Source organism: Paenibacillus sp. Soil724D2, assembly GCF_001427935.1.
In the GTDB taxonomy this organism is placed as follows: Bacteria; Bacillota; Bacilli; order Paenibacillales; family NBRC-103111; genus Paenibacillus_E.
Window position 1 is genome coordinate 20676 of the sequence record NZ_LMRY01000032.1, and the last position, 23522, is coordinate 44197.

At 43.1% G+C, this 23522-nt stretch carries 20 protein-coding genes, 1 rRNA gene and 5 pseudogenes; 4 read left to right on the forward strand and 22 right to left on the reverse strand.

What is annotated here, in order from left to right; all coding sequences use genetic code 11:
- Positions 1-37 precede the first annotated feature (37 nt).
- From ASG85_RS23965 to ASG85_RS24010, 9 genes are all read right to left on the reverse strand, one after another.
- The gene (locus tag ASG85_RS23965; RefSeq protein WP_060647944.1) at positions 38-1390 is read right to left on the reverse strand and encodes an ABC transporter substrate-binding protein; all 1353 of its coding nucleotides are present in this window, start codon (positions 1388-1390) and stop codon (positions 38-40) included.
- Complete coding sequence (locus ASG85_RS23970) at positions 1387-2745, reverse strand: glycosyltransferase family 4 protein (RefSeq protein WP_060647945.1); 1359 nt, start codon at positions 2743-2745, stop codon at positions 1387-1389. The genes ASG85_RS23965 and ASG85_RS23970 overlap by 4 nt, the downstream gene beginning before the upstream one ends.
- Positions 2742-3905, reverse strand: a complete 1164-nt coding sequence (locus ASG85_RS23975; protein WP_063860362.1) for a glycerate kinase — start codon at positions 3903-3905, stop codon at positions 2742-2744. Before ASG85_RS23975 ends, ASG85_RS23970 begins: the two co-directional genes overlap by 4 nt.
- Complete coding sequence (locus tag ASG85_RS23980; protein ID WP_057304361.1) at positions 3902-5644, reverse strand: sugar phosphorylase; 1743 nt, start codon at positions 5642-5644, stop codon at positions 3902-3904. Before ASG85_RS23980 ends, ASG85_RS23975 begins: the two co-directional genes overlap by 4 nt.
- A 101-nt stretch (positions 5645-5745) precedes the next feature.
- A complete protein-coding gene (locus ASG85_RS23985; RefSeq protein WP_057304362.1) occupies positions 5746-6948 on the reverse strand; it encodes a CdaR family transcriptional regulator in 1203 nt (400 codons plus the stop codon).
- Between the two features lie 12 nt (positions 6949-6960).
- Positions 6961-7896, reverse strand: a complete 936-nt coding sequence (locus ASG85_RS23990) for an ROK family protein (RefSeq protein WP_060647946.1) — start codon at positions 7894-7896, stop codon at positions 6961-6963.
- A gap of 28 nt (positions 7897-7924) precedes the next feature.
- Positions 7925-9667 carry a class I mannose-6-phosphate isomerase gene (locus ASG85_RS23995; protein ID WP_060647947.1) on the reverse strand — a complete coding sequence of 581 codons (1743 nt, stop codon included), beginning with the start codon at positions 9665-9667 and terminating at the stop codon, positions 7925-7927.
- Between the two features lie 120 nt (positions 9668-9787).
- Positions 9788-10552 (reverse strand): DeoR/GlpR family DNA-binding transcription regulator, encoded by a 765-nt coding sequence (locus ASG85_RS24000; RefSeq protein WP_057304365.1) that lies wholly within the window; start codon positions 10550-10552, stop codon positions 9788-9790.
- Positions 10553-11198: 646 nt separating this feature from the next.
- Positions 11199-11546, reverse strand: a complete 348-nt coding sequence (locus ASG85_RS24010) for a hypothetical protein (RefSeq protein ID WP_235549285.1) — start codon at positions 11544-11546, stop codon at positions 11199-11201.
- A 332-nt stretch (positions 11547-11878) separates the two neighbouring features.
- Between ASG85_RS24010 and ASG85_RS24020 the strand changes: the two genes are divergently transcribed.
- The 3 genes and pseudogenes from ASG85_RS24020 to ASG85_RS39985 all read left to right on the forward strand — a co-directional run.
- Entirely contained in the window at positions 11879-12274 is a 396-nt protein-coding gene (locus ASG85_RS24020; protein WP_057304368.1) for a MerR family transcriptional regulator, read from the forward strand.
- Positions 12275-12286: 12 nt separating this feature from the next.
- Positions 12287-12613, forward strand: a pseudogene (locus tag ASG85_RS24025) (YnfA family protein); the annotation flags it as partial.
- 41 nt (positions 12614-12654) lie between these two features.
- A pseudogene (locus ASG85_RS39985) lies at positions 12655-13087 on the forward strand (IS110 family transposase); the annotation flags it as partial.
- 127 nt (positions 13088-13214) lie between these two features.
- Here the strand turns inward: ASG85_RS39985 and ASG85_RS24030 are convergent.
- The 5 genes from ASG85_RS24030 to ASG85_RS24050 form a co-directional block, all read right to left on the reverse strand.
- Positions 13215-13640 (reverse strand): NUDIX hydrolase, encoded by a 426-nt coding sequence (locus ASG85_RS24030; RefSeq protein ID WP_060647948.1) that lies wholly within the window; start codon positions 13638-13640, stop codon positions 13215-13217.
- Positions 13641-14042: 402 nt separating this feature from the next.
- Complete coding sequence (locus ASG85_RS24035; RefSeq protein WP_060647949.1) at positions 14043-14597, reverse strand: DUF1700 domain-containing protein; 555 nt, start codon at positions 14595-14597, stop codon at positions 14043-14045.
- A gap of 393 nt (positions 14598-14990) precedes the next feature.
- Positions 14991-16136: a serine hydrolase domain-containing protein gene (locus ASG85_RS24040; RefSeq protein WP_057304371.1), complete on the reverse strand. Its 1146-nt coding sequence runs from the start codon at positions 16134-16136 to the stop codon at positions 14991-14993.
- A gap of 121 nt (positions 16137-16257) precedes the next feature.
- Positions 16258-17544: an ATP-binding protein gene (locus tag ASG85_RS24045; RefSeq protein ID WP_060647950.1), complete on the reverse strand. Its 1287-nt coding sequence runs from the start codon at positions 17542-17544 to the stop codon at positions 16258-16260.
- Position 17545: 1 nt separating this feature from the next.
- Positions 17546-18286, reverse strand: a complete 741-nt coding sequence (locus ASG85_RS24050) for a LytR/AlgR family response regulator transcription factor (RefSeq protein ID WP_057304373.1) — start codon at positions 18284-18286, stop codon at positions 17546-17548.
- Between the two features lie 147 nt (positions 18287-18433).
- Here ASG85_RS24050 and ASG85_RS39370 point away from each other — a divergent pair.
- A pseudogene (locus ASG85_RS39370) lies at positions 18434-18523 on the forward strand (DNA alkylation repair protein); the annotation flags it as partial.
- Positions 18524-18529: 6 nt separating this feature from the next.
- Here ASG85_RS39370 and ASG85_RS39375 read toward each other — a convergent pair.
- From ASG85_RS39375 to rrf, 8 genes and pseudogenes are all read right to left on the reverse strand, one after another.
- Positions 18530-18802 (reverse strand): annotated as a pseudogene (locus ASG85_RS39375) (IS110 family transposase); the annotation flags it as partial.
- Between the two features lie 29 nt (positions 18803-18831).
- Positions 18832-19614: an APH(3') family aminoglycoside O-phosphotransferase gene (locus ASG85_RS24060; RefSeq protein ID WP_057304375.1), complete on the reverse strand. Its 783-nt coding sequence runs from the start codon at positions 19612-19614 to the stop codon at positions 18832-18834.
- Between the two features lie 62 nt (positions 19615-19676).
- Entirely contained in the window at positions 19677-20573 is an 897-nt protein-coding gene (locus ASG85_RS24065) for an RCC1 domain-containing protein (protein ID WP_057304381.1), read from the reverse strand.
- Positions 20574-20593: 20 nt separating this feature from the next.
- Complete coding sequence (locus ASG85_RS24070; protein ID WP_057304376.1) at positions 20594-21079, reverse strand: DinB family protein; 486 nt, start codon at positions 21077-21079, stop codon at positions 20594-20596.
- Positions 21080-21747: 668 nt separating this feature from the next.
- Positions 21748-22140 carry a hypothetical protein gene (locus ASG85_RS24075; RefSeq protein ID WP_057304377.1) on the reverse strand — a complete coding sequence of 131 codons (393 nt, stop codon included), beginning with the start codon at positions 22138-22140 and terminating at the stop codon, positions 21748-21750.
- Between the two features lie 279 nt (positions 22141-22419).
- Complete coding sequence (locus tag ASG85_RS39635) at positions 22420-22551, reverse strand: hypothetical protein (RefSeq protein WP_268795902.1); 132 nt, start codon at positions 22549-22551, stop codon at positions 22420-22422.
- Between the two features lie 231 nt (positions 22552-22782).
- Positions 22783-23223: pseudogene (locus tag ASG85_RS37195) on the reverse strand (M24 family metallopeptidase); the annotation flags it as partial.
- A gap of 203 nt (positions 23224-23426) precedes the next feature.
- Positions 23427-23522 (reverse strand): 5S ribosomal RNA (gene rrf, locus ASG85_RS24085); the annotation flags it as partial.

The window sequence follows — 23522 nt, forward strand, 5'->3', positions numbered from 1 at the left end:
ATGGGAGCCCCCAGACTACGAGGTGCTCCCCACTTGTTTACTTCGAATTCTTAATAATTGTGTTGCCTTTTTCTTGAACCAATTTCAGCGCATCTGCTGCCGATATTTTGCCGGATACGGCTTGATTTAAAGCGCTTGTGTACACTTCATCACTGATTTGTGCCCATTGCGGAATCGGGAATAGGGCAACTGGATATTCGACCCCCTTCATAAACGTATTAAATTCAGGGTGGTCCTTATAAAACTGAGTGTCGGCCATATCTTTACGAATTGGCATACGGAATGGATAGTATTTACCATCGTCGCCTTTTTCACCCTTCATGACCATCTCTTGGGCTGGTTTGGAGCTCAAGTATTTAATCAGCTTTTTGGAAGCAGCCAGCTTATCACCTTCTACCCCAGTAGGAACGGAGAGCAGGTAGGTCGTTACTTCAGTCGCTTTACCAGCAGGACCTGTTGGTACTTCAGCTACACCCGCTTCAAACTTACCATTCGTTTTCCAAGCTTCGGCAACGCCCCAAGGACCCGACAATTCCATCGCTACGACTTGGTTTCTGAAATCCGTTTGAATGGCTCCGCCATCTTTATTCAAAGAATCTGGAGGTGAAGTTTCGTTCAACAGCTTCGTATAAAATTCTAAGGCTTTAATACCTTCAGGGGAATTAATTGCAACTTCGCTTTTCCCGTCCTTTTGAGTGACAAGCTTAGCTCCCGCTTGACCCGCGAACAGACCGTACATCCAGCCCAAGTCGCCGCCTTGCTTACCTGACAACCCGATACCGAATTGATCCGGCTTTCCATCACCGTTCGTATCCACGGTTAACTTCTTGGCCACTGCATAGAATTCATCCCATGTTTTCGGTACTTCTTTAATGCCGGCCTTCTCAAACAGGTTCTTGTTATAAATGACCTGAATGGTGTGACCCAGCCACGGCATGCCCGTAAGTTGGCCATCATTCACAGCCAGTTCCCAAATTTGCGGCATGTAATTGCTTTTCTCAGCTCCAAAATCCTTCATCAAATCAACGAATGCCCCTTGGACTGCCAATGGTTTAGCATCGCCGTATGCAACCTGAAGTACCTCTGGTGATTTTCCACTTAAAATTTGTGTAAGAAGCTTCTGCCCAGCTTGCACGCCGCCCAGCAATTCGACTTTCACATCTTTATTTTCTTTCTCGAATTGATCAAGCATTTCTCGAATAGCTTTACCTCTGCCTGAATCGCTTGCCCATGCAATCTGCATGCTAATGTTTGTCACTTTGCCATTGCTATCTGCCTGTGTACTTGCAACTGGTGCCGCGGAAGATGTCTCGTTCTTGTTTGTGCTGCTGCAAGCTGTCATGATTCCCATTAGACATGTCATCGATATTAGACCTAACTTTTTGTTCATCTTTTGACCTCCTCAATTAATGGTTCCAAAAGTAAGTGAAGCGCTTCGTAGGACAAATTCATTTTACCAATCTTGAAATTATGCTGAACCATCTGTGTATACGCGTCTTCATCGGTTAGCAGCTGTGCCATCTTGGTCGCCGCTGCCTTCACATTCTTGCTATTCACGCTGGCTAACCCATTCGCTTTGATCTGATGCGTGTTACCCAGCGAAACTATGTCAAATCCGAATTTCTTAATATCTTTCTCATAGACCGGATATTCATAGATCAGGAGCGGTTTCTGCGCAAACACGGCTTCGAGTAGTTGGTTTCCCCAACCTTCAATCACGCTTGGAAAGGTGACGAAATCCGCGATGACATAGGCGTCCCAGAGTGAATACCGTTTCTGTCCGTTAAAATAAGAACGCGATTGATCGATCAATGGGTTGATAAACCGTATGTCGATTCCTAGGTTGTCCGCTTTAATTCTTAGCTTTTCCGTATACTCGTAACTGGATTCCGGCATGCCTGCAAGGATATAAACGAGTCGGTTGCGATCCGAAAGCGTTTTCCCATTATAGAGAGTGGCATTGCGATGCTTTAACGTTTCTAATTGAACTTGCAGCTCCGCCACCGTATCGATGCCTAGCTCAATCGTCTTACGCTCAGTTACCCGGGTAGCTTGCAAAATAATAATATCGTCTTCGGTGACGCCAATGTCTCGACGCAGCGATGCATTGCAATCGTCTTTTCCCCAAACCTTAGCATTAAAATCAAATGCGTTTGGAATGATGGCGGAACTCAATTTTCGATGCTGCATGAGTTCATCTTGATATAATCGATTCGTGACGACATGGGTAACATTCGGCAGGTCTGGTGGAAACAGGGTTTCCAACCATTCCGTCACCGTAGGACATGTCGGATTTAAGTATCGATCTCTTTGCCAGTAGAAATTGTGGTGAAGCGCCATACAAGGAATCCCGGTTGACTTTAACGCTTTAGCGAAGGCGATTCCAGCAGGTAAGCTCCAGCCTAACGATAACAAATTGTGGGTAATGAGCAAATCGATGGATTCCGATGCTATGAAATCGACGATCTTTTGCTCCATGATGTCAGCGAAGGCTACCACGTCGTCCACAAATTCTTTTTCCGAATCATAATCAATCATCTTGTCATAAGCGTTGTACACAAACTTCTCGTTCATTGGATGTTTATAATGAAGCTCAGCGATTACATGCGCACGAACTTGGCCTTCACTTCCTGCCAACAACAGCACCTCATGCCCCATTTGCTTCAGTACTTGCTTCCACTTCTCTATCTCCAAAGAAACACCATCTGTTTCACCGACCCTAAAGTGGGCTAGTGCAATTTTCAACTTTCCACCCCCTTAGCCTTAAAGTGTCCCGCTAGTCGAATCGTTTCAAAAAACCGAATGACGGCTTTTTTCAACAGCTTCTCTCCCTGTTTCATGGAGTCTTCTAGTGTCATAACACGATCAATAATCGGAATCACCATTTGAATGCCTTCTCGTCTCATCGTTTGCTCGTTCCCCTCTGATATGCCTGTGAAGACGACAACCGGAACGTTAAACGGTTTAGCTAAACGAGAAATGCCAATCGGTGCTTTACCATAAAGCGATTGGGTATCAAACTTACCTTCACCAGTGATGACTAAGTCAGCGTCCTTCAATTGCTCCTTGTATCGGCTTAATTGAGCAATCAAGTCAAAGCCGCTCATCATCGTTAAATTGGAGAAGAAGGAAAGTAAGGCAAATCCAAATCCTCCAGCAGCTCCTGCGCCAGGCTGAACCCGCATGTCACATCCTGCAGTCTGGGTCACGAGTTCCGCAATCCGGCTCATCCGTTGTTCGAAGACGGCTAGCTCATGCGGCTGCAACCCTTTCTGTGGACCGAAGACATGGACAGCTCCTTCTGATCCCAACAACGGATTTTTGACATCGGACGCAACGACAAGTTCAACTTCATGGAGACGTGCATCCAATTGGCTGGCATCCATGCGAACAATGGCATCTAAACGAAAATTCTCGCCGGTTATCTCGTTATCGTTCCCATCAAAGCATTGAAGCCCTAGCGCTTGTAGGCAACCGATTCCTGCATCGATGGTTGCGCTTCCCCCCAGCCCGACAATGATCTTCCTGGCTCCACGTTCCAAGGCGTAACGAATGAGCTGACCTGTTCCGTAGGTAGTGAGTCCTGCTGGCATACGTTCACTTTCCTTCAAAAGGGTTAACCCAGAAGCGGCTGCCGTCTCGATGACGGCCGTCCGATCCTTCTCAATCCAACAGTAGCATGCCTGAATGGTCCGATGACAGGGATCCATCACTTCGTGCCAGATCATTTCTCCTCCAGCTATGATCCGGTACGTTTCCGCCGTACCTTCCCCTCCATCAGCCATTGGAATTTTGATGGTTTGAGCGGAAGGAAACACAGTAAGTATGCCGGCTTCGATCTGATTAGCGGCAGCGACTGTGGACATCGACCCTTTAAAGGAGTCTGGAGAAATGATGATCTTCACTTGTCATCACCCCCTTCAAGACGTTTGATCCACATCACTTGGTAAGGCGCTAAAGTGAGTTGCAGCGAATCTTCGATGTGGATATTTTGCTCAGAAATCAAGTCAAAAACCATTTCCCCGTGCTTCCAGCCTGTCTGTAAAGCCGCGAAGTCTTGCTGTACTGTTTCATTTGTAATATTCACGATGGCGAGCAACTCTCCGTTTTGCGACGCTGTACGAAGCAAAGCGAAGAGCTGGCTGTCACTCGTCAGAATGCGTTGAGAAGCATTCGGATGAAAGCTTGGTTGCATTACCCGAATCTGAATAAGCTTTCTAAGTGCTTGGAAAACTTGCTCCCGCAGTGAACCTTCTGTATCCAACTCCAGCTGCAATTGATCATGTAGCAACTGCTCTCGGTTAATCGAACGGTAACGCCCTGTTGCCTTCACACCTTCTTGATCGTTTTGAGATCCCAACAAACTATGAACATAGATCGCTGGCATGCCCATGAAAGACAAGAGAATGGAGTGAGCCGCGACAACGCGTTTGACCTTTAGCGCAATAGCTTCATCCGGATGAGATAAGGCATTTAAGTAGTTGATATTTAACTCATAAGGACTCTTCGTTCCGTCACCATTGTTTTTGTAAGAGACAAATCCGCCATGTTCCTGCACCTTTAAAGCCATGGTGTTTACTTCTTCCTTGCTCAAGATTCCTTCCACTGGACGTACGCCAATGCCATCATGCGAAGCTAGGAAGTTGAAAAACGATGTCTCTTGTGTGGTCGATCCGAGTGAATCAGCCCATGCCTGAAGCTTACTGCTGTTCCCTGTATGCAGTGTATGCAATGTGAGCGGCGGCAATGGGAATTGATACACCATGTGCGCTTCATTCGAGCCATTGCCGAAGTAACTGATATTGTCATGATGCGGCACGTTCGTCTCCGTAATGATCACGATGTCAGGTACCGCTGTTTCCAACACCTCACGAATCACCTGTACAATCGCATGCGTTTCTTCTAGATGCATACATGTTGTCCCAAGCTTCTTCCACATAAACCCGATCGCATCCAACCGAAGGTAACGAGCCCCGCGTGCTGCATACATAAGCAGAATTTCTACGATTTCAAGCAGTACTTTCTCGCTGGCAAAATTCAAATCGATTTGATCATCGCTGAAGGTTGTCCATATGTGCTTCTCTCCCGCAGGTGTTTGGAACTTGGTCAGCAATGGCAAAGCACGCGGGCGTGTAACACTGCTGTAATCCGCATCTGGATCCGCTTCAACGAAATAATTCGCATAGTCTGGATTACCCAACAGATATTGTTGGAACCAGTCACTGTGCTGTGAGATATGGTTGATGACTCCGTCGAACATTAAATCAAAGTCATGTGACAATGCCGTAACATCATCCCAATTGCCCAGCTGTGGGTTAACTTCACGATAATCGATAACTGAAAAGCCATCGTCAGAAGAATAGGGATAGAACGGAAGAATATGAACAGATGACAACATGCCTTGGCAATTTCGAAGCAAAAACTTGCGCAGTGACTGCAGCGGTGTCTCATCTTCGCTTCGGATGGAATCACCGTAAGTGATGAGCATGACATCCTTTTCCGATACCCAACGCTTATCCTTCGTCTTCTGTAAAGCGTATCTGTCTAGCATCTGTTTGATTTGTTCAAGAATAGCAGGAGCCTTCTCATTGCCATATATGATGTTAAGTTTCTCTAGTAGTGCATGGGATTGGTCAATTGCCATTCGCTGTAAAACCACCTTTACTCTCTGGTATACCTAAATCGTAACAGGTTCTGTAAGCGCATAACATATTACACGTACCAATCATTCACTCCGTATTCGCTCTAATTATTGTTACCTGTACCAAGACCTGTACCAGGAGAAGAGGCTTTATTGGCTGGATGAAAATAGATGGCTAAATAAAGCAACACCGCTTCCTCGAATACACGGGGATCGTACCCGGTTATTTCCTTTATCTTGATCAACCTATATTGAAGAGTGTTCTTATGAATAAACAGCCTATCGGCCGTCTTATTGATCGATTGATTGCAAGCAAAAAATATACTCAGCGTTTCAATGATTTCTTTGGGATCCGAAAAAGCCGCTGCATTCAACGTTTTCCGCACAAAATCATGGCTGCTTTCCACGGGTACACTATCTAACAGCATTTCCAGCCGGAGATCGTCATAAAATAAGAGGCTCCATTCATCCGATGATCCCGCGTAAGATTCGGCTTTTTCTGATTCCAAATAGGAAAGCGGTATCCCTCGAATGAAATCATAATATCCCCCGACACCCACTTTAATCGTGTAATTCTCAGATTTAGGAAACTGTCTAAGAATATATTGGATTTTATGTGAGACGACATCTTTTCTTGTTTCTTCACTGGAACCTTGACATGTCAGGAGCAGGGCAAATTTCATGAACCCAACTGGAATGATGACATCTTGGTCATTAAATTTTACGGCTTCTTGCAGATATCCTTTATAGCGATTTTGCTCTTTTTGCAGATTGTAAGACGTCCCCTCTTTTTGAATATCGATGTTGTAATGAATATGGACAGTGATGACGACACGCGGCAAATTAACGTTAAGTCCAATCATCCACCCCCTTGAGGAGAGGACTTTATCTTCTTTCCATCTCCCCTCCAACCAATCACGAATAAAGACCTCTTTCGACTGATTAATGATTTCGTTTTGCTCATCGATGAGTTGTTCCTTGATCAAAATCTCTGTCATCTTGCGGATAATCTCTGCCATCTTCAATACTTCCGGCTCAGTAGCCGTAATGCCAATTACACCGATAACGCGATTCTCAAAATAAACAGGCAAATTGATGCCGGCTTTGGATCCCGCAAATTGATTATCTTTGACTAATAGCTTTTTTTTCGTTTTTAAAACGACCAGAGCTCCCTCATGGACTAAACCGATACGAGATTGATCCGTACTCGCGATAATAATCCCTTCATCATTCATAAAGTTAATATTTCGGTCAATAATTTTGGAAAGCTCTTTCACGATATATTGCGATTTTTCACTCGAGATCATTGGAATCAGCTCCTAATGCTCTTGCAACAGATGATAAATGCCCATGAGCGTACTCCGTAAGGTATCATGACTAACGACCACAGAGGCATGTATCTCTTTATGAATTAATTGACGTCGAAAACTTGGGATAAAAAGCTCACCACTTTTGGAAATTTGACCACCTAGCACAATAACGTCGGGGTTAAAAGTCTTCAACACGGTTGCTAATGCCTCTTCAATTCGCTCGCCAAACGTGTCGAACAGTTGCTGAATTGAGGGTTCTCCGGCACGTGCGGATTCGGCTAACTCCTTGACATCCCGGCCATCCAGGTTAATTCCTTGTTCTGATGCAAGCGCAAGCAACCCGCGCCGCGAGATATAATCATCAGCGATACTGGAACGGTATGGGATCGCATATACCCAACCGCCCGCTGGAACATCATCTCGCTGTATAATTAACTTACCTGACTCCACAAACCCCGATCCGATTCCAGTTCCAAGGGTAAGACAAACGGCCTTCCTAAAGGTTGCGGCTTGCCCAAAATGGGCTTCTCCAATCGCAAAAAGTGAAGCATCATTCTCAAAACGAAGCAAGAATTCGGGCATTATTCTATCTTTTAATCGCGTGTCCAACAGCATCATCTTCTGCAGCTGTTCGCCAACCTGCATCCCGTATAAGGCATCGAATTTATTCAAGCCTTGAATATAGCTAATTCCCTGCTCATAATCGAATGGGCCGGGAAAGGCATAACCTATCCCAGCAATCCATTTTTGGCCTTCAGGATCTGCTAATCCCAGCAGGTCTACAGCCATTTGTACAAAATGATCAAAGATGTTCACTGCAGACTCGTTCGCTTTGGACGGATACTCCGAAATCGTGTGTTCAATAATCCGTCCCGAGCTATCAATTACTCCTGCTTTAATGGAAGTGCCGCCAACATCGAAAGCTAAATAAATCCCTTCCTGCATACTATTTCCCTCCATCTGAACCTGTATGTCATCCTTTGACAAAAGCCTTAATCGTTGCGATCGTCTTACCGATACTTGGGCCAGCAGGTTTAATGACGTATTGCCCAACCGATGCCGGTATAATAAACGTCTCCGCATAATGAATAATGAAAGGTTCAAACAAGCCTTCAGGACTTTCCACGACAGCCTTATCGCCCTCAACAAGATTAAGTACATGAACACTGCCATTGCCTTCATGCAGCACTGGCTCTGAGAACCAGTGTCGGCGTGTTTCGATAAATTCGAACTCATGAAGACCTGTGCGCTCTTCTCGCCAGCCTTCTCCCTCGGCTACCGGTTCTACTCTACCTACTAATTCTTTCTCGGTCCAAGCTGTCGTACGATCCCATTGAATAACTTTCTCCCCATGTTCAATATGAACAGGACGCGGCTTGCCATCTAGACCTACGCGATCCCAGTCCCACAGTTTAAACGTGAAAATGTAAGGCGTCGCACTAATTTCGAGCACCATACAATCACTGCCTGAGCAATGCACCGTACCGGCAGGAATCAAGAAATGATCATGCTTCACAGCTGGAAATATATTGACATATTGTTCGGCTGGGAAGGGTACGCCTTGCTCCGCTTTCCGTAAGTCATCGATCATCTGCTCGGGCACTACATCATCTTTGAGGCCTAAATAAACTTCAGCTCCAGGCTTGGCATCCAAAATATAATAACTCTCGTCCTGTGTATAAGACATTCCGAATTGATTGCGAATATAATCGGTTGTTGGATGTACTTGTAAGCTTAAATGCTGACCACCAACAGTATCGAGGAAGTCGAATCGGATCGGAAACTCCGCGCCGAATCTGGCATAAACCCGCTCCCCAAGTAGCGACTTTGGTTGTAAGAATACGAGGTTAATCGCTGGCACATCCAATTGAATCGAACCGAAGTCCAGACATAAACTGTTTTCTTCTGGCACGCCATCGAAGCCCCACGCATACGGATGCTCTTTGGGTTCCAAAGACATCTTCTCCTCAAGCCAAGTGCCGCCCCAAACACCAGGATCAAAATAAGGGACAAGTCTGAAGGGTCTGCGAGCTATTTGCTCCATACCATCTAGCAGGGATTCCCATGAAACAAGCTTCGGATCGTCCTTCACGTTCGTGTCGAGATAATAGTCGATGTGTTGAAACAGCGACCGCTTCAGTCGATCCGCCATGCGCCATTCGTAGAAATATCCCCGCTTGTATTTACGCAGCATATCTTCATTTTCGTTATGAGCAAGCCAATTACCAAATTCCTTTGAACGGTAGCGAAGCTGTATTTCCCATCGTGTTATATCTGCATATACAATTAAATCGCCTTTGGAGACAAGTGAGGCACCGAAACCAATCAGAATGACAGTCCCTTCTGACACCGCATCCACTTGCTCTTTAAGTTTTGCCAATTTCAATGGGTCATACAAATCTTCGATATGAAAAGGAGACATGTATCCGAATACCCGGTCATCCGTTAGATAACGTTCCAACATGCTCTCCATCTCAGCTGCGTCCATAGTAGCTGCTTCCACGTCGATTACGACTGAGGGCTGAAGGTAAGGTTGAAGCCCTTCTAGAATCTCTTGCTTTCGGACACCTGGATAACATTCAATAACAATTACTTCTTTCTGCTTTTTGTGCAAACGAGCATTCAGAACCTCACCAATATCCATGTAACCTCGTCGTGCCTCTTGCTCGTTCCCTTGAATTAGAATCGATGGTTTCTTGTTGTATGTAATCGTCATGAATGGTTACCTCCATTTAATTTATCATAATATAACATAAGATAACATAAACTAACATGTTCGACCACAAAAAAATCTCCTTGTAACTGATTAGCTACAAAGAGATCGATGCTTAACCTGTTAGACCACGTGTAATTCAACGTCTGCTAACTCACACGCTTCACGTACTTGTTCATTCACTCCGGCATCGGTAATCAGCACCGACACTTCATTTAACTGAGCTACCGTGGCGAACGATCGGCTGCCGATTTTGGAGGAATCCAGCAACATGATCGTTCTTGTCGCCGATTGAATCATGGTTTTCTTGACTTGTGTATCCATCATATTCGGATCTGTAAATCCTGCTTCTATTGTAAAACTAAGTGACGACAGAAACGCTGTGCGCGCGTGATACTGTGAGAAAAAAGCTTCTGCCACTGGACCCACAAATGTGCCTGAAGGTTCTCGCAATACACCCCCACAACATAAGACCGTATGCGTTCCTGCCACATCCCTTAACTGCTGGAGGGCATCCATTCCGTTGGTCATCAGTGTCAAATGAGCGTGCTTGAGATACGCGGCCATTCTGGACACCGTCGTCCCTCCCTCCACAATAAGGACATCCCCATCGGATACAAACCGCTCTGCGGCATAGGCTGCGAGCCTTTCCTTCACTTCAGGATTCCGCGATTGCTTCTCCGGCAGCGCGGGCTCTCCAATAAGCTTATCTATGTATATTGCTCCACCATGAGACCGCGCGACCAACCCTTGTTGCTCTAGAAGCTCAAGGTCACGTCGAATCGTCATCTCCGATACGCCAAATTGTATACTAAAATCCTTAATCGAAGCGCCTCCATGGTGAGCCAAATATTCGCTGATAACTTGCCTTCTTTGGATAGGTAACACAATCGAACACCTCATTGAATAAATTGTATGCAATTATCACATAACATAACACAACAAGAGGTTTTCGTAAAATGAAAATTATAAATGAGCCTGACGTTAATGTAGCATTATCGGATACCTTTAAATGCTGAAGTCCTGCTTGTAAATTAATCTTGATTGGGATCCCAGCATTCTTTAATTGACTGACAAACTGAATTCCAACTCACATTTCTTCTGTATAATTATTTGACGCTTAGCATTAATTCCTTATGATGTTTTGTCGTTATAATGCATCAGTTTATAAAAGTCAACTATTCTTCTTTTATCCAGCCTTCATTAAGCCATTCGTACAGTCTTGGAGAGGTTGCACCCGGCAAACCACCAACAACTTTTAACGATTCAACATTTTCGCTAGTTATCAATTTTGATACGGATTGAACAGTCAGATCCTGTCGGCTTTTCTTCCTGGAATCGTAATAACACCCACCCAAAGCAATAATTTCCTTTATTGCAGCCCTCTAGCGTAAGAAACAGAGCAGCTCCCATAGCAAGCTGCTTTTTTGTTCAGTTCTACTAACGTTCCTCGTTTTACCTATTACGCAAATATATATACTTTTTGCTGCTAAAGTCCGTTTCTTAAATAAGCTCAAAATGATTATTAATTACATTATCTATCGTTCATTGTAGTAATCAAAGTAATCTTATCGTTAATTTCTGAACGTAAGAATGATTTTGCATCTTCCGTTCCGGTTAATTGAAGGGAAACCGGCTTATCTTCGCTACTTGCTATCACCGTAAAAGTTAAAAACGGACAGCATTTTCTCTCTAGACTAATCCAATCATACAGAAGGCGAAGCGTATCCGAGTCGCCCGGAAATTGATATTGAAAACCAGTTTCAATCTCCATTACAGCTATCCTTCTTTTTTCTAATTCGCCAAAAGCGTCCTTGTAATCTATACGCTCTTCTTTCGTAAAAACGGTATGGCAGCAAGCAACCGGCACTTCATTTTTCATACGCTTAGCTCCTTCCACTTGCACAAGACTTGCAGCTGCAACCTGGCTTCATGCAAGATGTTCCATTTGCCTTTCGGCGCTGATAAACAACAACTGCCACCGTAATAAGAACAAGAGCTAATATCACAATCACCACTGGATTTAAAAAGAAAGAAGATATGCCAAGAACAGCCACACCGCCAAGCAAAGGCAATGCACAACAAAGCGCATGCTCCAAGAATGCTAAGCCCCGCTAACCATTCACTTTTTTTCATTTACGCCACCACCTCATTAATATTATAATTACATCATAATACTTAAAGCTAACTTTAAGTCAAGTGAGGTGCATACAAATGTCTGAACTTAGTATTGGTCAACTAGCAGCTAAAGCAGATGTGAATCCATCGACCCTTCGATATTATGAATCCATTGGACTGCTGCCAAATACAGACCGTAAAAATGGTCAACGTCGCTATTCCGAGAGCCTTCTGGAGCGAATTACATTTATTAAAATAGCACAGCATACCGGGTTTACGATTCCAGAAATTGCGGTTTTACTTGAAGGATTCGAAACAATCCCTACATCGGATAGATGGGAAGAAATGGCGAGAGAAAAACGCGCTCAGCTTGAAGAGAAAAAGAAACAAATCAATTCGATGATTCAAATTTTAGACGATGGCTTAAAATGCAAATGCCTCACCTGGTCTGAATGCTTTGATAAAATAAAAACCACCGGAACTTGTTCATAGCGAGAGGAGTAAATGATTTTGTTGTTAACAATCTTAATTTTCATTATCGCAGGACTTGCCGAAATTGGCGGCGGATACATGGTATGGCTATGGCTGCGCGAATCAAAGCCCCTCTGGTATGGTATTATCGGAAGCCTCATCCTTGTTGCTTATGGCATCATTCCAACGTTGCAGAGTTTCCCATCATTTGGTCGCGTCTACGCCGCATACGGCGGCGTGTTTGTTGTTCTTGCTGTACTTTGGGGGATGTTCGTCGATAAAAAAACATCCGACATGTACGATTGGATAGGCGCTGCTGTTTGCGTTGTAGGCGTGTCTATAATGCTATGGGCTCCAAGAATTAATAGATTCTTAAATATTCAAATGCGAGTACTAATGGCAACCGAGAAACAGTCGTCAAACGACTTGTAAGTGCCGTTAACCAGATCCACCGCTGGGTCGACTTTCTCTTAACCCTTCGGCTTTTTCCGCTCCCGGCTGATCTATGTAAACTAAGTCCTGACGATGTAATTAGAGAATGGCAGAAATCAATGAAGCGGCATTCTGGTGTGCGTAGAGCCAATTACTGGAATAAGTGCAATTGCTCTAGCTGGTGTTTTAGGAGAGTCTGAAGATCTAAGAGGTTATGCGCACGGGAACGCTCTACTCCGTCACGCAGGCCTCAATTTGACCGAAGCAAGCTCTGGTAAATGGAAGGGACAAATGACGCTCAGTAAACGAGGCCGTCCACGCCTGCGTAACTTTCTCTATTTAATTACGAGGTGCATGGTCATGAGCAACCAAGAATTTAAGGTCTTGCATCACCATAACATCTAGGTTAAAAAGCTTAAAAAGATGAAATCTAAAAGGGAGAAATCCTGCGAATAGACGAGCTTGCGTGAGGAATTCAAATTTTACCGAGGGAGGTTAACGCTGTCCGACGGAAAAAACTTATGGCGCTCTAGCAATCCTTAAGCGGAATGGAAAATTCAACATAAAAAGGATGAAGTTCTTCATTCAAGCAAAGCTCAATTCTTTGCTTAAAATTCCCCCAATTTACCATCTCTAATGCTGTTTCGATTGGAAAAAATCCTACTTCTAAAGACTCAGGGTTAGTTGTTAATTCTCCTCCGACTGGTCTGCCTAAAAATAAAGTGTTACAAATACTTGCACTTACATTTTGAAAAACACCACAAAACTTTGTCACTTCTATATCTATACCGCTCTCTTCCTTTGTTTCCCTTATCGCTGCATCTTTCAATGATTCACCTTCTTCAACCTGCCCTCCTGGCATTTCCCATCCCCGTTTAGGTCCTTTTATCAATAATATTTCGTTACGCTCATTAACTACAATTGTTGCCGCAGAAACTATATGTTTTGGAGCCACTTCATCGTCCTCCCCTTTTTAAATTTACAAAACTAGATTACCACTAATTTCCTATTGCTGTATACTGCCCGTCCCTTGGAGCGGTTTATTTTAACTTATCGGCAATCGGACAAAGTTCTTATCATCCGACATTTAAAATTTATTACGCTCATTTTTCTCTTATTCAGATTTATCTCGACTCGATATGTTTATCAAACCTATTAATACAAAAAAGCCCCCCTAAAAAGGCGGAAAGCGGAAACAGCGGGCATTGTTACGCGATAGGGGTGCATAAGCCCCTGTATAGCGCAAGTTTCCACTATCGTTTTGAGAGGGATAAAGGCTTTACTGCGTGACACACCCATAGTAAAAATGGGGTACGATTGGTCTATGAATGACCGTCGCGCCCCGTTCTTTATATTATTATACTGTTTTCTCTTTCTGACTAATTGCGTGTATATGTATAATAGTAAGCTTCCATAAGACTCTCCCAAGCCAAAACATTAACACACCAATCACAATAGAAATTGGCAAGAACTGCATTAGGCTTGGTGTAAATGCTCCCATTTCGATTGTTATTCCGGCAATATCATATCCCATAAGATACCCGACAAATTTAACAATTCCGCCTATCGATGTAATAACTCCACCAATCATTAAAGCAATGGAAAGAGTACTGATGAACGGCAAAAGTAACATACCGTTGATGCCTGCAAAGTTGCTACAAAATGCAAATATTGCGCCGAATTTACGCCAACTAAATTTACTGTTCTTTGAAATGGCTTCACCTAAGTATGCTTTCGCTAATTCTTTTGGGTTTCCTAACTGTTCGATAATTTTCTCAGAAGATACACCATTATTTTGCAATTCAAGCATTATACTTTTGATTTCATTTACAATGTCAATACGCTCGGAATCGGACATAGATTTCAAATACTTTTCAATTTTTATAAGATAGTCATTTATAATTTTATCCATAATTTAACTCTCCTTTAATTTCTGATATAGCTGTTAATAAATTATCCCATTCTAAGGACATCGCGTTTAAGTATTCATTTCCTTTTTCTGTAAGGGTATACTATTTTCTCGGGGCTACATTCATGTACTGAACCTCCTGCATATATATCGTACAACACACTACTTCATGTAAATTCAGTACCAACAACCGCTGAACGCAAGCAGAAACAGCGGGCAATGTTACGCAATAGGGGCACAAAACCCCTTGTATTGCTCGGGTTTTCCGGGCGCGTTTTGAGTGGGCAAGGTTTAAAAAGTTTCCGCCATAATTCCATAAAAGCCCCAAATTTATTTTTTAGAAGTAAGTTGGGGCTATGACAAAATTTAACCATATATTCCGTTTTTCCTTTTCTCCTACTTGCTAAATTCAGCAAGTAAAATATTTTTAAAAGGATTAGGACTGTTATCTCTACCCAAACTGTTCAAACTGACGACCAACGTATGATTGCCTCCAAGCGTACCTCCTGCAATCGTAGAAAACCCTAGAATGCCACCTGTGTGCCCCCAAATCGAGACACCGTTTGGAAGCTTAGTTTCAAAGATTCCAAGACCATATCCATCGATTCCTGCTCTTCCTACAGGAACTGTAGTAAGCATTTGTTTAAGTTGCTGTTCCTTCAGTAATTTGCCACCGAGCAAGGAAGAGAAGAATTTATTTAAGTCGTCAGCATCAGAAATCATATCTCCAGCCGAGCTACCTGCACTTGGATTATAATAAGTAACGTCTTTTATCTCACTTACTTCGTCTGGTTGGGAATATCCCCGAGCATGCTTGGTGCCTGGAATAACGCTTGAATTGCCAGGTAGGAATGTATCCGACAATTCAAGCGGTTCAATAATCCGATTTTCAATCTCTTCCGCGTAGCTGTTTCCGGTTACTTTTTCAATAAGAATACCCAGTAATACGTATCCTGTGTTTGAATAAGACCAGCCCTTTCCTGGAACAAAGTCTGGGGGCAGAGAAATCCCCAACTTCACTATTTCTTCAGCCGTATACGATTTTTTTGTATCCATAAAATTTACGTCTTTGGATCTTGAGTATTCAGCGATACCACTTGTATGGTTCAATATCTGCCGGATAGTAATCTGTTTACCATTATATCCGTTTCCTTGAATGACACCAGGCAGCCATTTTTCGATGGAATCGTCTAGATTCAAGCGGTTCTCTCCAGCTAATTGAAGTACAACCGTTGCGGTGAACGTCTTCGTCACGCTGCCAATGCGAAAGCGATAATCTGTTTCCATTGGTTTCTTGGTGCTCAAATTCGCTAGCCCAGTGGCATAACCCCACCTTTTTCCACCCTCGGAAGTTTTAGCAAGTATCCCCGGGAATCCAAGTTGCAATGTATCCCGCATAGCTTGCTTGACTGAATTATAATCTTGTTGAGTGCTTGTTTGTAAAGAATTAGATTCATTTTGAGTGGGCTCTGCTTTTACAATTGAGCTTGGCGGTATTGCAATAAGTATAGCTGTCATTACTACGGAAACCATCTTCTTCATTATTAATTCCTCCTCGTATTCCTTCTAGATGTGACTTACTGAATTCATCATACAAGGAAGAACGCTGTTAGAATGAAAAGCGCCCTGAAACGCAAAAAATAATCCCTAAACAACAGGTTGTCTAAGGATTGTTAGTATAAAATGGTATTAGTACCATATTATTGAATATTTTTTGTTTCGTTTCAATGGTCATATGACCACCGTACTTGTCGCAGATTCTAGCTATGTTCGTTAATCCAATACCATGAAATTCCGGGTTTGATTTTTGGCTGTTTAAGCGGGCAACTTCATTCTCCATATGATTCATGATATGAATGAGAAGAGTAGACTCGGTAGAATGTATTTTTATAAGAATGTACCTATCTTCTGCTATTTTTAACTTTTTAGAAGCCTCTATTGCGTTATCTAGCATATTTCCAATGACAACACATAAATCATAACGGTCAATTTGGACTACTTGTGAACATAAGCTAATCTTTGTATCTATTCTTATGCCATTGGCTTGTCCAATAGTAAGAATGTTTGTGACAAGGGCATCAATAACCAGATTCCCTGTGTTAACCCGTTGATAGGCTCCTTCGACTTTATTTAATGTCGTCTTAATATGTTCCAGTGCAGTTGTTAACTCATTTCGTTTAATACATTCTTCAATATACAAAAACTGCTGATTCGTATCATGAATGATTCTTTTAATGGATTTGAAGCTATGAACGACTTTTTCGTAATTCGCATCCTGATAGTCCATCTGATGTTGCAACTGAGTATACTCATGCATGAATTGAAATTTATCAATGATCGTATCAAAAATATAGAAAATCATGACGTTTAAAAATAGTAATACAATGACGGATATGAAAGAATAGGCGTCCTTATAAGTTAGAATATTCAGTTGGTTTATACTTACGATAGGAATAACCGAAAAAAATATGTAATAACGGTAATGCAAAGAGTAACTTCTACGTTTTGCAAGTAGTCGTATGATCTGAATGATAGCAAACATGATCATGCAACTGAGTAAAATAGCTTTTGTGTAGGCTATTTGATCATGTTCATTTACAGGGTCAAAGCTAAACTCAACTGAATATAGGGTATAAAAAATATAAAGGGATATAAAATTAACGAGAGATATTAAAACACCGTAAAACATAGAAAAAATGATCTTGTCTTTAATTTCTACTTGATAAGATTGTGCAAAACTAAATATCATGAGCAAGGGTAGAATTAAGGATAAAATAGGAGAGATGGGAATAACCAGATACAGGTAATCAAGCAACCCAAACATAATGAAATAAATGAACCGGTTATGTTTTTTAGCTGATTTACCAAACACTGAGTTGAAGAAAAAATTAATTTGAACGCCCATCACAAGTATAATGCTAAAGACAATAGGAAAATTATTTTGAATCATATCAATCGACCTTCATAATCATAAATTTGGTGTAAGTATCTTTAACCTCTTTAATTTTAGAACGACCTATGGGTAATTCAAACCCATTGGACATTAGAACAACTCCGCTAGCAAATTTCTTCACATGAAGCAGATTAATAATAATAGAACGATGGATTTGCAAGAAGTTACAGTCTTTTAAGGCCAAAGCATAATCTGAAATGATGCCTTTGCTTTCATAGGTTTGATTAGTGGTCGTAAAATGTAGTTTGCTTTTTATAGTTAAGCTTTTGGCAGCTTCAATACTAATGAGGTCATCATATTTTAAAACGATTTCTTCATAGGTTGACTTGATAACCATAAACTTTTTATCAAGTGCTTGAAAGTATTGGCATATCTTGATCATTTTCTCCTCCAAGATCGAAGGAGCAATTGGTTTTATCAAATACTGGAATGTCATGACATCAAAACTTTCAACCATATATTCAGGATAGCTTGTCAGAAAAATAATTTGTTCATCCAGGTTATTTAACCCTCTTATTTTTCGGGCTGTTTGAATCCCGTTCATCCCCCCCATTTCAATATCCAAAATTAAAATATGGAATGGAGTTTCATGGTGCTCATAATCGGATACCAATTGCTCTCCCGAGCCGAATAATTCAATTTCAAAATCTATATTTGTCTTTATCGACAAAGTAATTAGGATGCTTTTAACAAGCTCTCTTTGTTTTTCCTCATCATCGCAAATAGCCACTCTATACAAAAATGATACACCTCTCATTTCCAGTACCTTTATTCTAAAACTTTATATAAGCATGATACAACCATTTGACCTTGTATAGATAGCTTTTGGATGAAATGCAAATTAAAATCCCTCAACACCAAATGAACGAGTAAGGGTAAATCGAAAATGTACGGATCCAATGGCGCGCACGAACCGCTTTTTGGTTTGGCTGCATGCGATATGAAGCCCATCGCGGTTTCCCGTAAATTGAACAGGCTGCCGATTAGCCAGGATAAACCAGTAGTGTCCGGTTGGTTCCATACCGATGATTAGGGTATTCAATCGGTGCTTCTGTTGCAATTCATCCATCCAACGTTGTAATCTTTCGAATCCTTCTAAGTCGTTTGTAAATGATAGATGCCGCTTGGCAAGAATGATACCCCGAAAGTTAGTAGCCTGCGCGGCATGAATTTCTGCCATGTCGATACCTACAACAAGATGAGAGGTGGAAATTCGTTCAATACGTTGATTTTGTTCATCGTTTTGTTTAAAAATCTACCTAAACTCAATTTCTCATCAATCATTCAGAAAAACTCATCCAACAGTTGGTAGAATTCGATTTTTTCACGGTCCGGTCGTTCCAGTCCGTATTCATGCAAGAAAAGTTCAGCCCATGTCATACCGAAGTTATGAATCAAACTACGATGTGCAAGCGCTAGATCTTGGTACCGATCGGCAATGCCGGCATTACCCCAGTCGATATATCCACTTAGCCTGCCGTCTTCATACAATAGGATGTTCGGCAAGCAATAATCTCCATGAGTAAATACCAGGTCTTCGTTCGGTGGTCGCGTAATGAGCAGCTCATGAAATAATGAGTCGGAGCTTCTACCTGAACGCTTATGGTCGAAGTCCTCAACATCCACTAAGCCGAGCTCAATATTCTGCTTTGCCTCATTAATATGAACTGCCAAGCTTTTATCGAATGGGCAATCATCGATTGGTAGATCGTGGATACGTCTTAGCGCCAGTGCTAGCTCCCGTACTATTCCTGGTAGGCGGTCCGAGTTTGATTGGTCCGCGGCATGGGTACCCGGAAGTTCGACGGTAAGCAGGTATTCCCGATTGTCTTCAGTTATGTAATCAATAATGTTCGGAACCGGCAATTTTCCTTGCAACCATAACAGCCGCTCAAATTCCTGCTTTAGCGACCTACGAGTGTCCTTATCTACCATCTTTAGGTACATCCCCATTCCATGGTCCGGCATCTGCAAACGGAAAGTCTGAGCAACCGAGCAACCGATCGTAATTGGTGTCCACTCAGCGTCGCCAAGATGAGCGGCAAGCTTTAATGGTATTGGAATCATATCTTCTCCTCCATTTATGTGATTTTCACGACCGATACGTGACTGTATACTGATATTGAAAACTAATTGCCGGGTAGTTGGATGCCGCGCCAGCAGCTTACATCGCATTGGCCATATTCATTATCACCCACAGCAACCACCGTGCCGTCCGATTTAAGACCGACGGTATGGGCACAACCCGCCGCAATCGCCACAATATCGCGCCAATCACTTACATTACTTTGGCCATACTCATTCCAACCCACAGCCGTGACAGTACCGTCCGATTTAAGGCCAATGGTATGATTACTACCCACCGCTATCGCCACAATATCGCGCCAGCCGCTTACATCGCATTGGTTATGTTTATTCAAACCCATAGCCGTCACCGTACCGTCCGATTTAAGACCGATTGTATGAAGATAACCAGCTGCGACCGCCACAATATCGCACCAGCCGCTTACATTGCATTGGCGATACCGATTATTACCTACAGCCGTCACCGTGCCGTCCAATTTAAGACCGATGGTATGCCAGTCACCCGCCGCGACCGCCACAATATCATACCAACCGTTTACATTGCATTCACCTTCATTATTTCGACCTACTGCTATCACCGTGCCATCCGATTTAAGCCCAATGGTACGACGCCAACCCGCCGCAACCGCTACAATATCGCGCCAGTCGTTTACATCGCATTGGTCATGCTTATTCCAACCCACAGCCGCCACAGTACTATAAGATTTAAGACCGATTGTATGAGCATTACCCGTGTTCGTCGCCATATGAACATTACCAGCCGCGACCGCCACAATATCGCGCCAGCCGCTTACATCACATTGGCCATATTTATTATCACCCACAGCCGTCACCGTTCCGTCAGATTTAAGCCCAATGGTATGACGATGACCCGCCGCTATGGTATCTTTAGGCCAGCGTTTCACCTTTAACGCCGCCTGTCCGAGCCAATCACCTTCAATGTTCACTTGCTTATCTCCTTCTATTTTTTAAAATTGGTTAATTGCTTATCGTGGTATGCCTTCTTTACCCTTTCAATTTGAGCAAGGTGGTTGCGGACATGTTCGATGCGGTATTCCATCAATTGCTTAAATGTGAACCGCCCCTGATCGACATACACTCCCACTCGCTCGCTTTGTTCAGTAGTTAGATTGTCTAGAATTGTCTGCATACTGGAACGCAGCAATTTGAACAGAAGTAGATACTGCTCGCGGTCCAGTAAATCATACCCCAAGTTATTCGTCCATGCGTCTTGATCAAATGAAATCAGAGTCGGCTCATCTTCCGCCAAGACTTTTTTTAGCCTAGATGTGGACGAAATCTCTGAATCTGTCACATGTATGAGGATTTGATGAATGCTCCATTTGTCCGGGGCAGGCTTGAAACGAAACTCCTCCTCTGTCAATCCTTCGATAGCATCCCGAAGCATTGCGTATCCTAAGGCATACTCCTTAATTAACTCCTCCAATTCAATCCCCCTCCTTTTTTAATGTAAACCCCAGACTAAAAAACCAACTAATAAGTTATTCTTGTTTTTAGATAATTGTCCTTTTATTTCTTCTTCAACCATCCTGCCCGTTCGCGGGGAATAGCAGCCGATGGATCCTGCCCGTTACTTGAATGAAAAAAAGGAGTTGCCACGAGGCAAGCTCCCTTCATTATCGTTTCCGTTAGCGGAATGACTTAATGAGAGGTAATTCATGGTGTTGGAATTTATTTAATTTTCTCGAAGCATCCAAATGTTGAAGCATAGATTCAATAAACCCTGCTATTTACTTAGGGTCTCTTGACCCGCTAGAGTGAATGCATTTTAGTATTTCATAACTTTCGATACCATAGATCTTTAAATCAAATGGATCCCATTCGGCAATGATTTTATGTATATTGTCTCTTTGAGAATTAATAACAATTCCTCCCCAAATCCCTACATTACAATATATTACACGTATCACTTTGCTATCCTGCCCGTTAACGTAGCGATAATAAACGATGGATAGGTTCCATTACCGCACTAAGATCAGTTTGCGAACGTGCAATTAAGTTGGTGATAACCTTTATCCGCTAACTTAAATGTGGATGAAGTTCAATCAATTCGCCATAAAAAACGGCGCCTGCTCTAGGCTAGCGCCGGTCAACTTACTCATCTCCGATAGGCTCACATTGGACCTCTGTAAACAAATTCAGCGGAAACAACGTGGACACAATTCCGCGTGACTGTATTAACTCTACGAAGTTGCGGCCGACTTGCACAAGCTGACCTCCAATTTCGCCCAGATCCTCAGCCCTCGCATTCACATTGAACGGTAGGAGTGGCCTCCCCCGTAAAGGCAGCAAGATATAGAACGATGTTGCAAACGGCACCCGCAAGGCCCCCACTGTGAAACCGCTCGCTGAGTTGTTTGATAACACCCCTGTAGTCCGGATTAAACCAGGCGTAACGACTGTAACGATCTTGCCAACAAACGGGGCGAGTCGAGCCGTCAGAGTGATCGGCTTTGGCAGTGGGCAGCCGGAAATGTTTCTGCTCATAGTCATATCATCCTTTCGTTATTTTTCCTAAAGGATATGCGGCCGCTCCCCTTCCCGATTGGACGTTTCTGTTGCTGAATCTGCCTATTACTTCAACAGGCTGCCATCAGTGACGGCAGCCTGTTGAAGTAATCGTCTCCAAGTTAGAGTTTAATAAAGTCATTGACAAGAGTGGTCTTGTTTAGGTAAGCGTTGGGGAACCGTTATGAAATAGCGGCAATGCAAATCACTTCTTAGTTGGAGAAAGATGCTCCACCCTTCGATAACCGCTACCATTTGTTAGATGTCTCCAACAATATTGACGATATTCCCTTCTGTGTCCGCAAACGAAGCATACACCATGCCGATCTCGGCAATTTCGGTTCGTTGCGTCACGATTTTACCGACGCACTTCAAGATTCGTTCAATCATACCATCTACATCGTCACCCCTAACACAACGGTATTACGAAGAGCCAATAAATAATTAAACAAAGGCCACAGACCGTAACATACACAAGGCTACCGTAAGCAACATTCAATCGGCAGCCTTGCTGTGTTCAAAACCGCGAACAGTGGCCGATTTTTTTGCTTGAAATCTGGAATAGGAAATCACGGCTCAAAATCAAAATTGAACAAATAAAAGGATTAAAAGGATTGAATTCTATTGTGCGGTCAATATAATCGGGCCATCCGTAGTAATGGCGACCGTATGCTCGTACTGTGCGGAAAGCGAGCCGTCAACGGTTCTGGCGGTCCATCCGTCGGCATCAATCGTCATTAACGCTTTTCCGGCATTTAGCATCGGCTCGATCGTAAAAACCATCCCTTCCTTCAAGCGGAACCCTTTGCCCGGATTCCCGACGTGGTTATAATTAGGTTCCTAGTGCATCTCCCTTCCTACGCCATGACCGAGCAGATCGCGCACCACCGAGAATCCGTTTCGCTCGGCATGGGTTTGAACCGCGTGCATCACATCGCCGATCCAGCCATCCGCATCCGCGACGATGTCGATTTTGACGATGTCACCTTCCTTGAGCGGATTTCGGCTCGGAAAACCATGCGCAATGACGTCGTTGACAGACGCAAGGAAAAAAGTCGGGAAAAATGGCGAGTCATGACGGATATCCGCAAATCAGAAAGAGGCCTTCAACGGTGTAGCAGGCTTCGGAAGTTGAAACCAAGTAATATCTTCTTTGCTATTGTTCATCAACAAGGATGTTCTTATCTTAAAATTATTACTATCAGACCATAACTATTTTTCCTAAATCAAAAAAAAAAGACCTCACTTATTAAGTGAGGTCTTTTGCTTGGCAACGTTCTACTCTCCCAGAACCCTGCGGTTCAAGTACCATCGACGCTGGAGGGCTTAACGGTCGTGTTCGAGATGGGAACGCGTGGGTC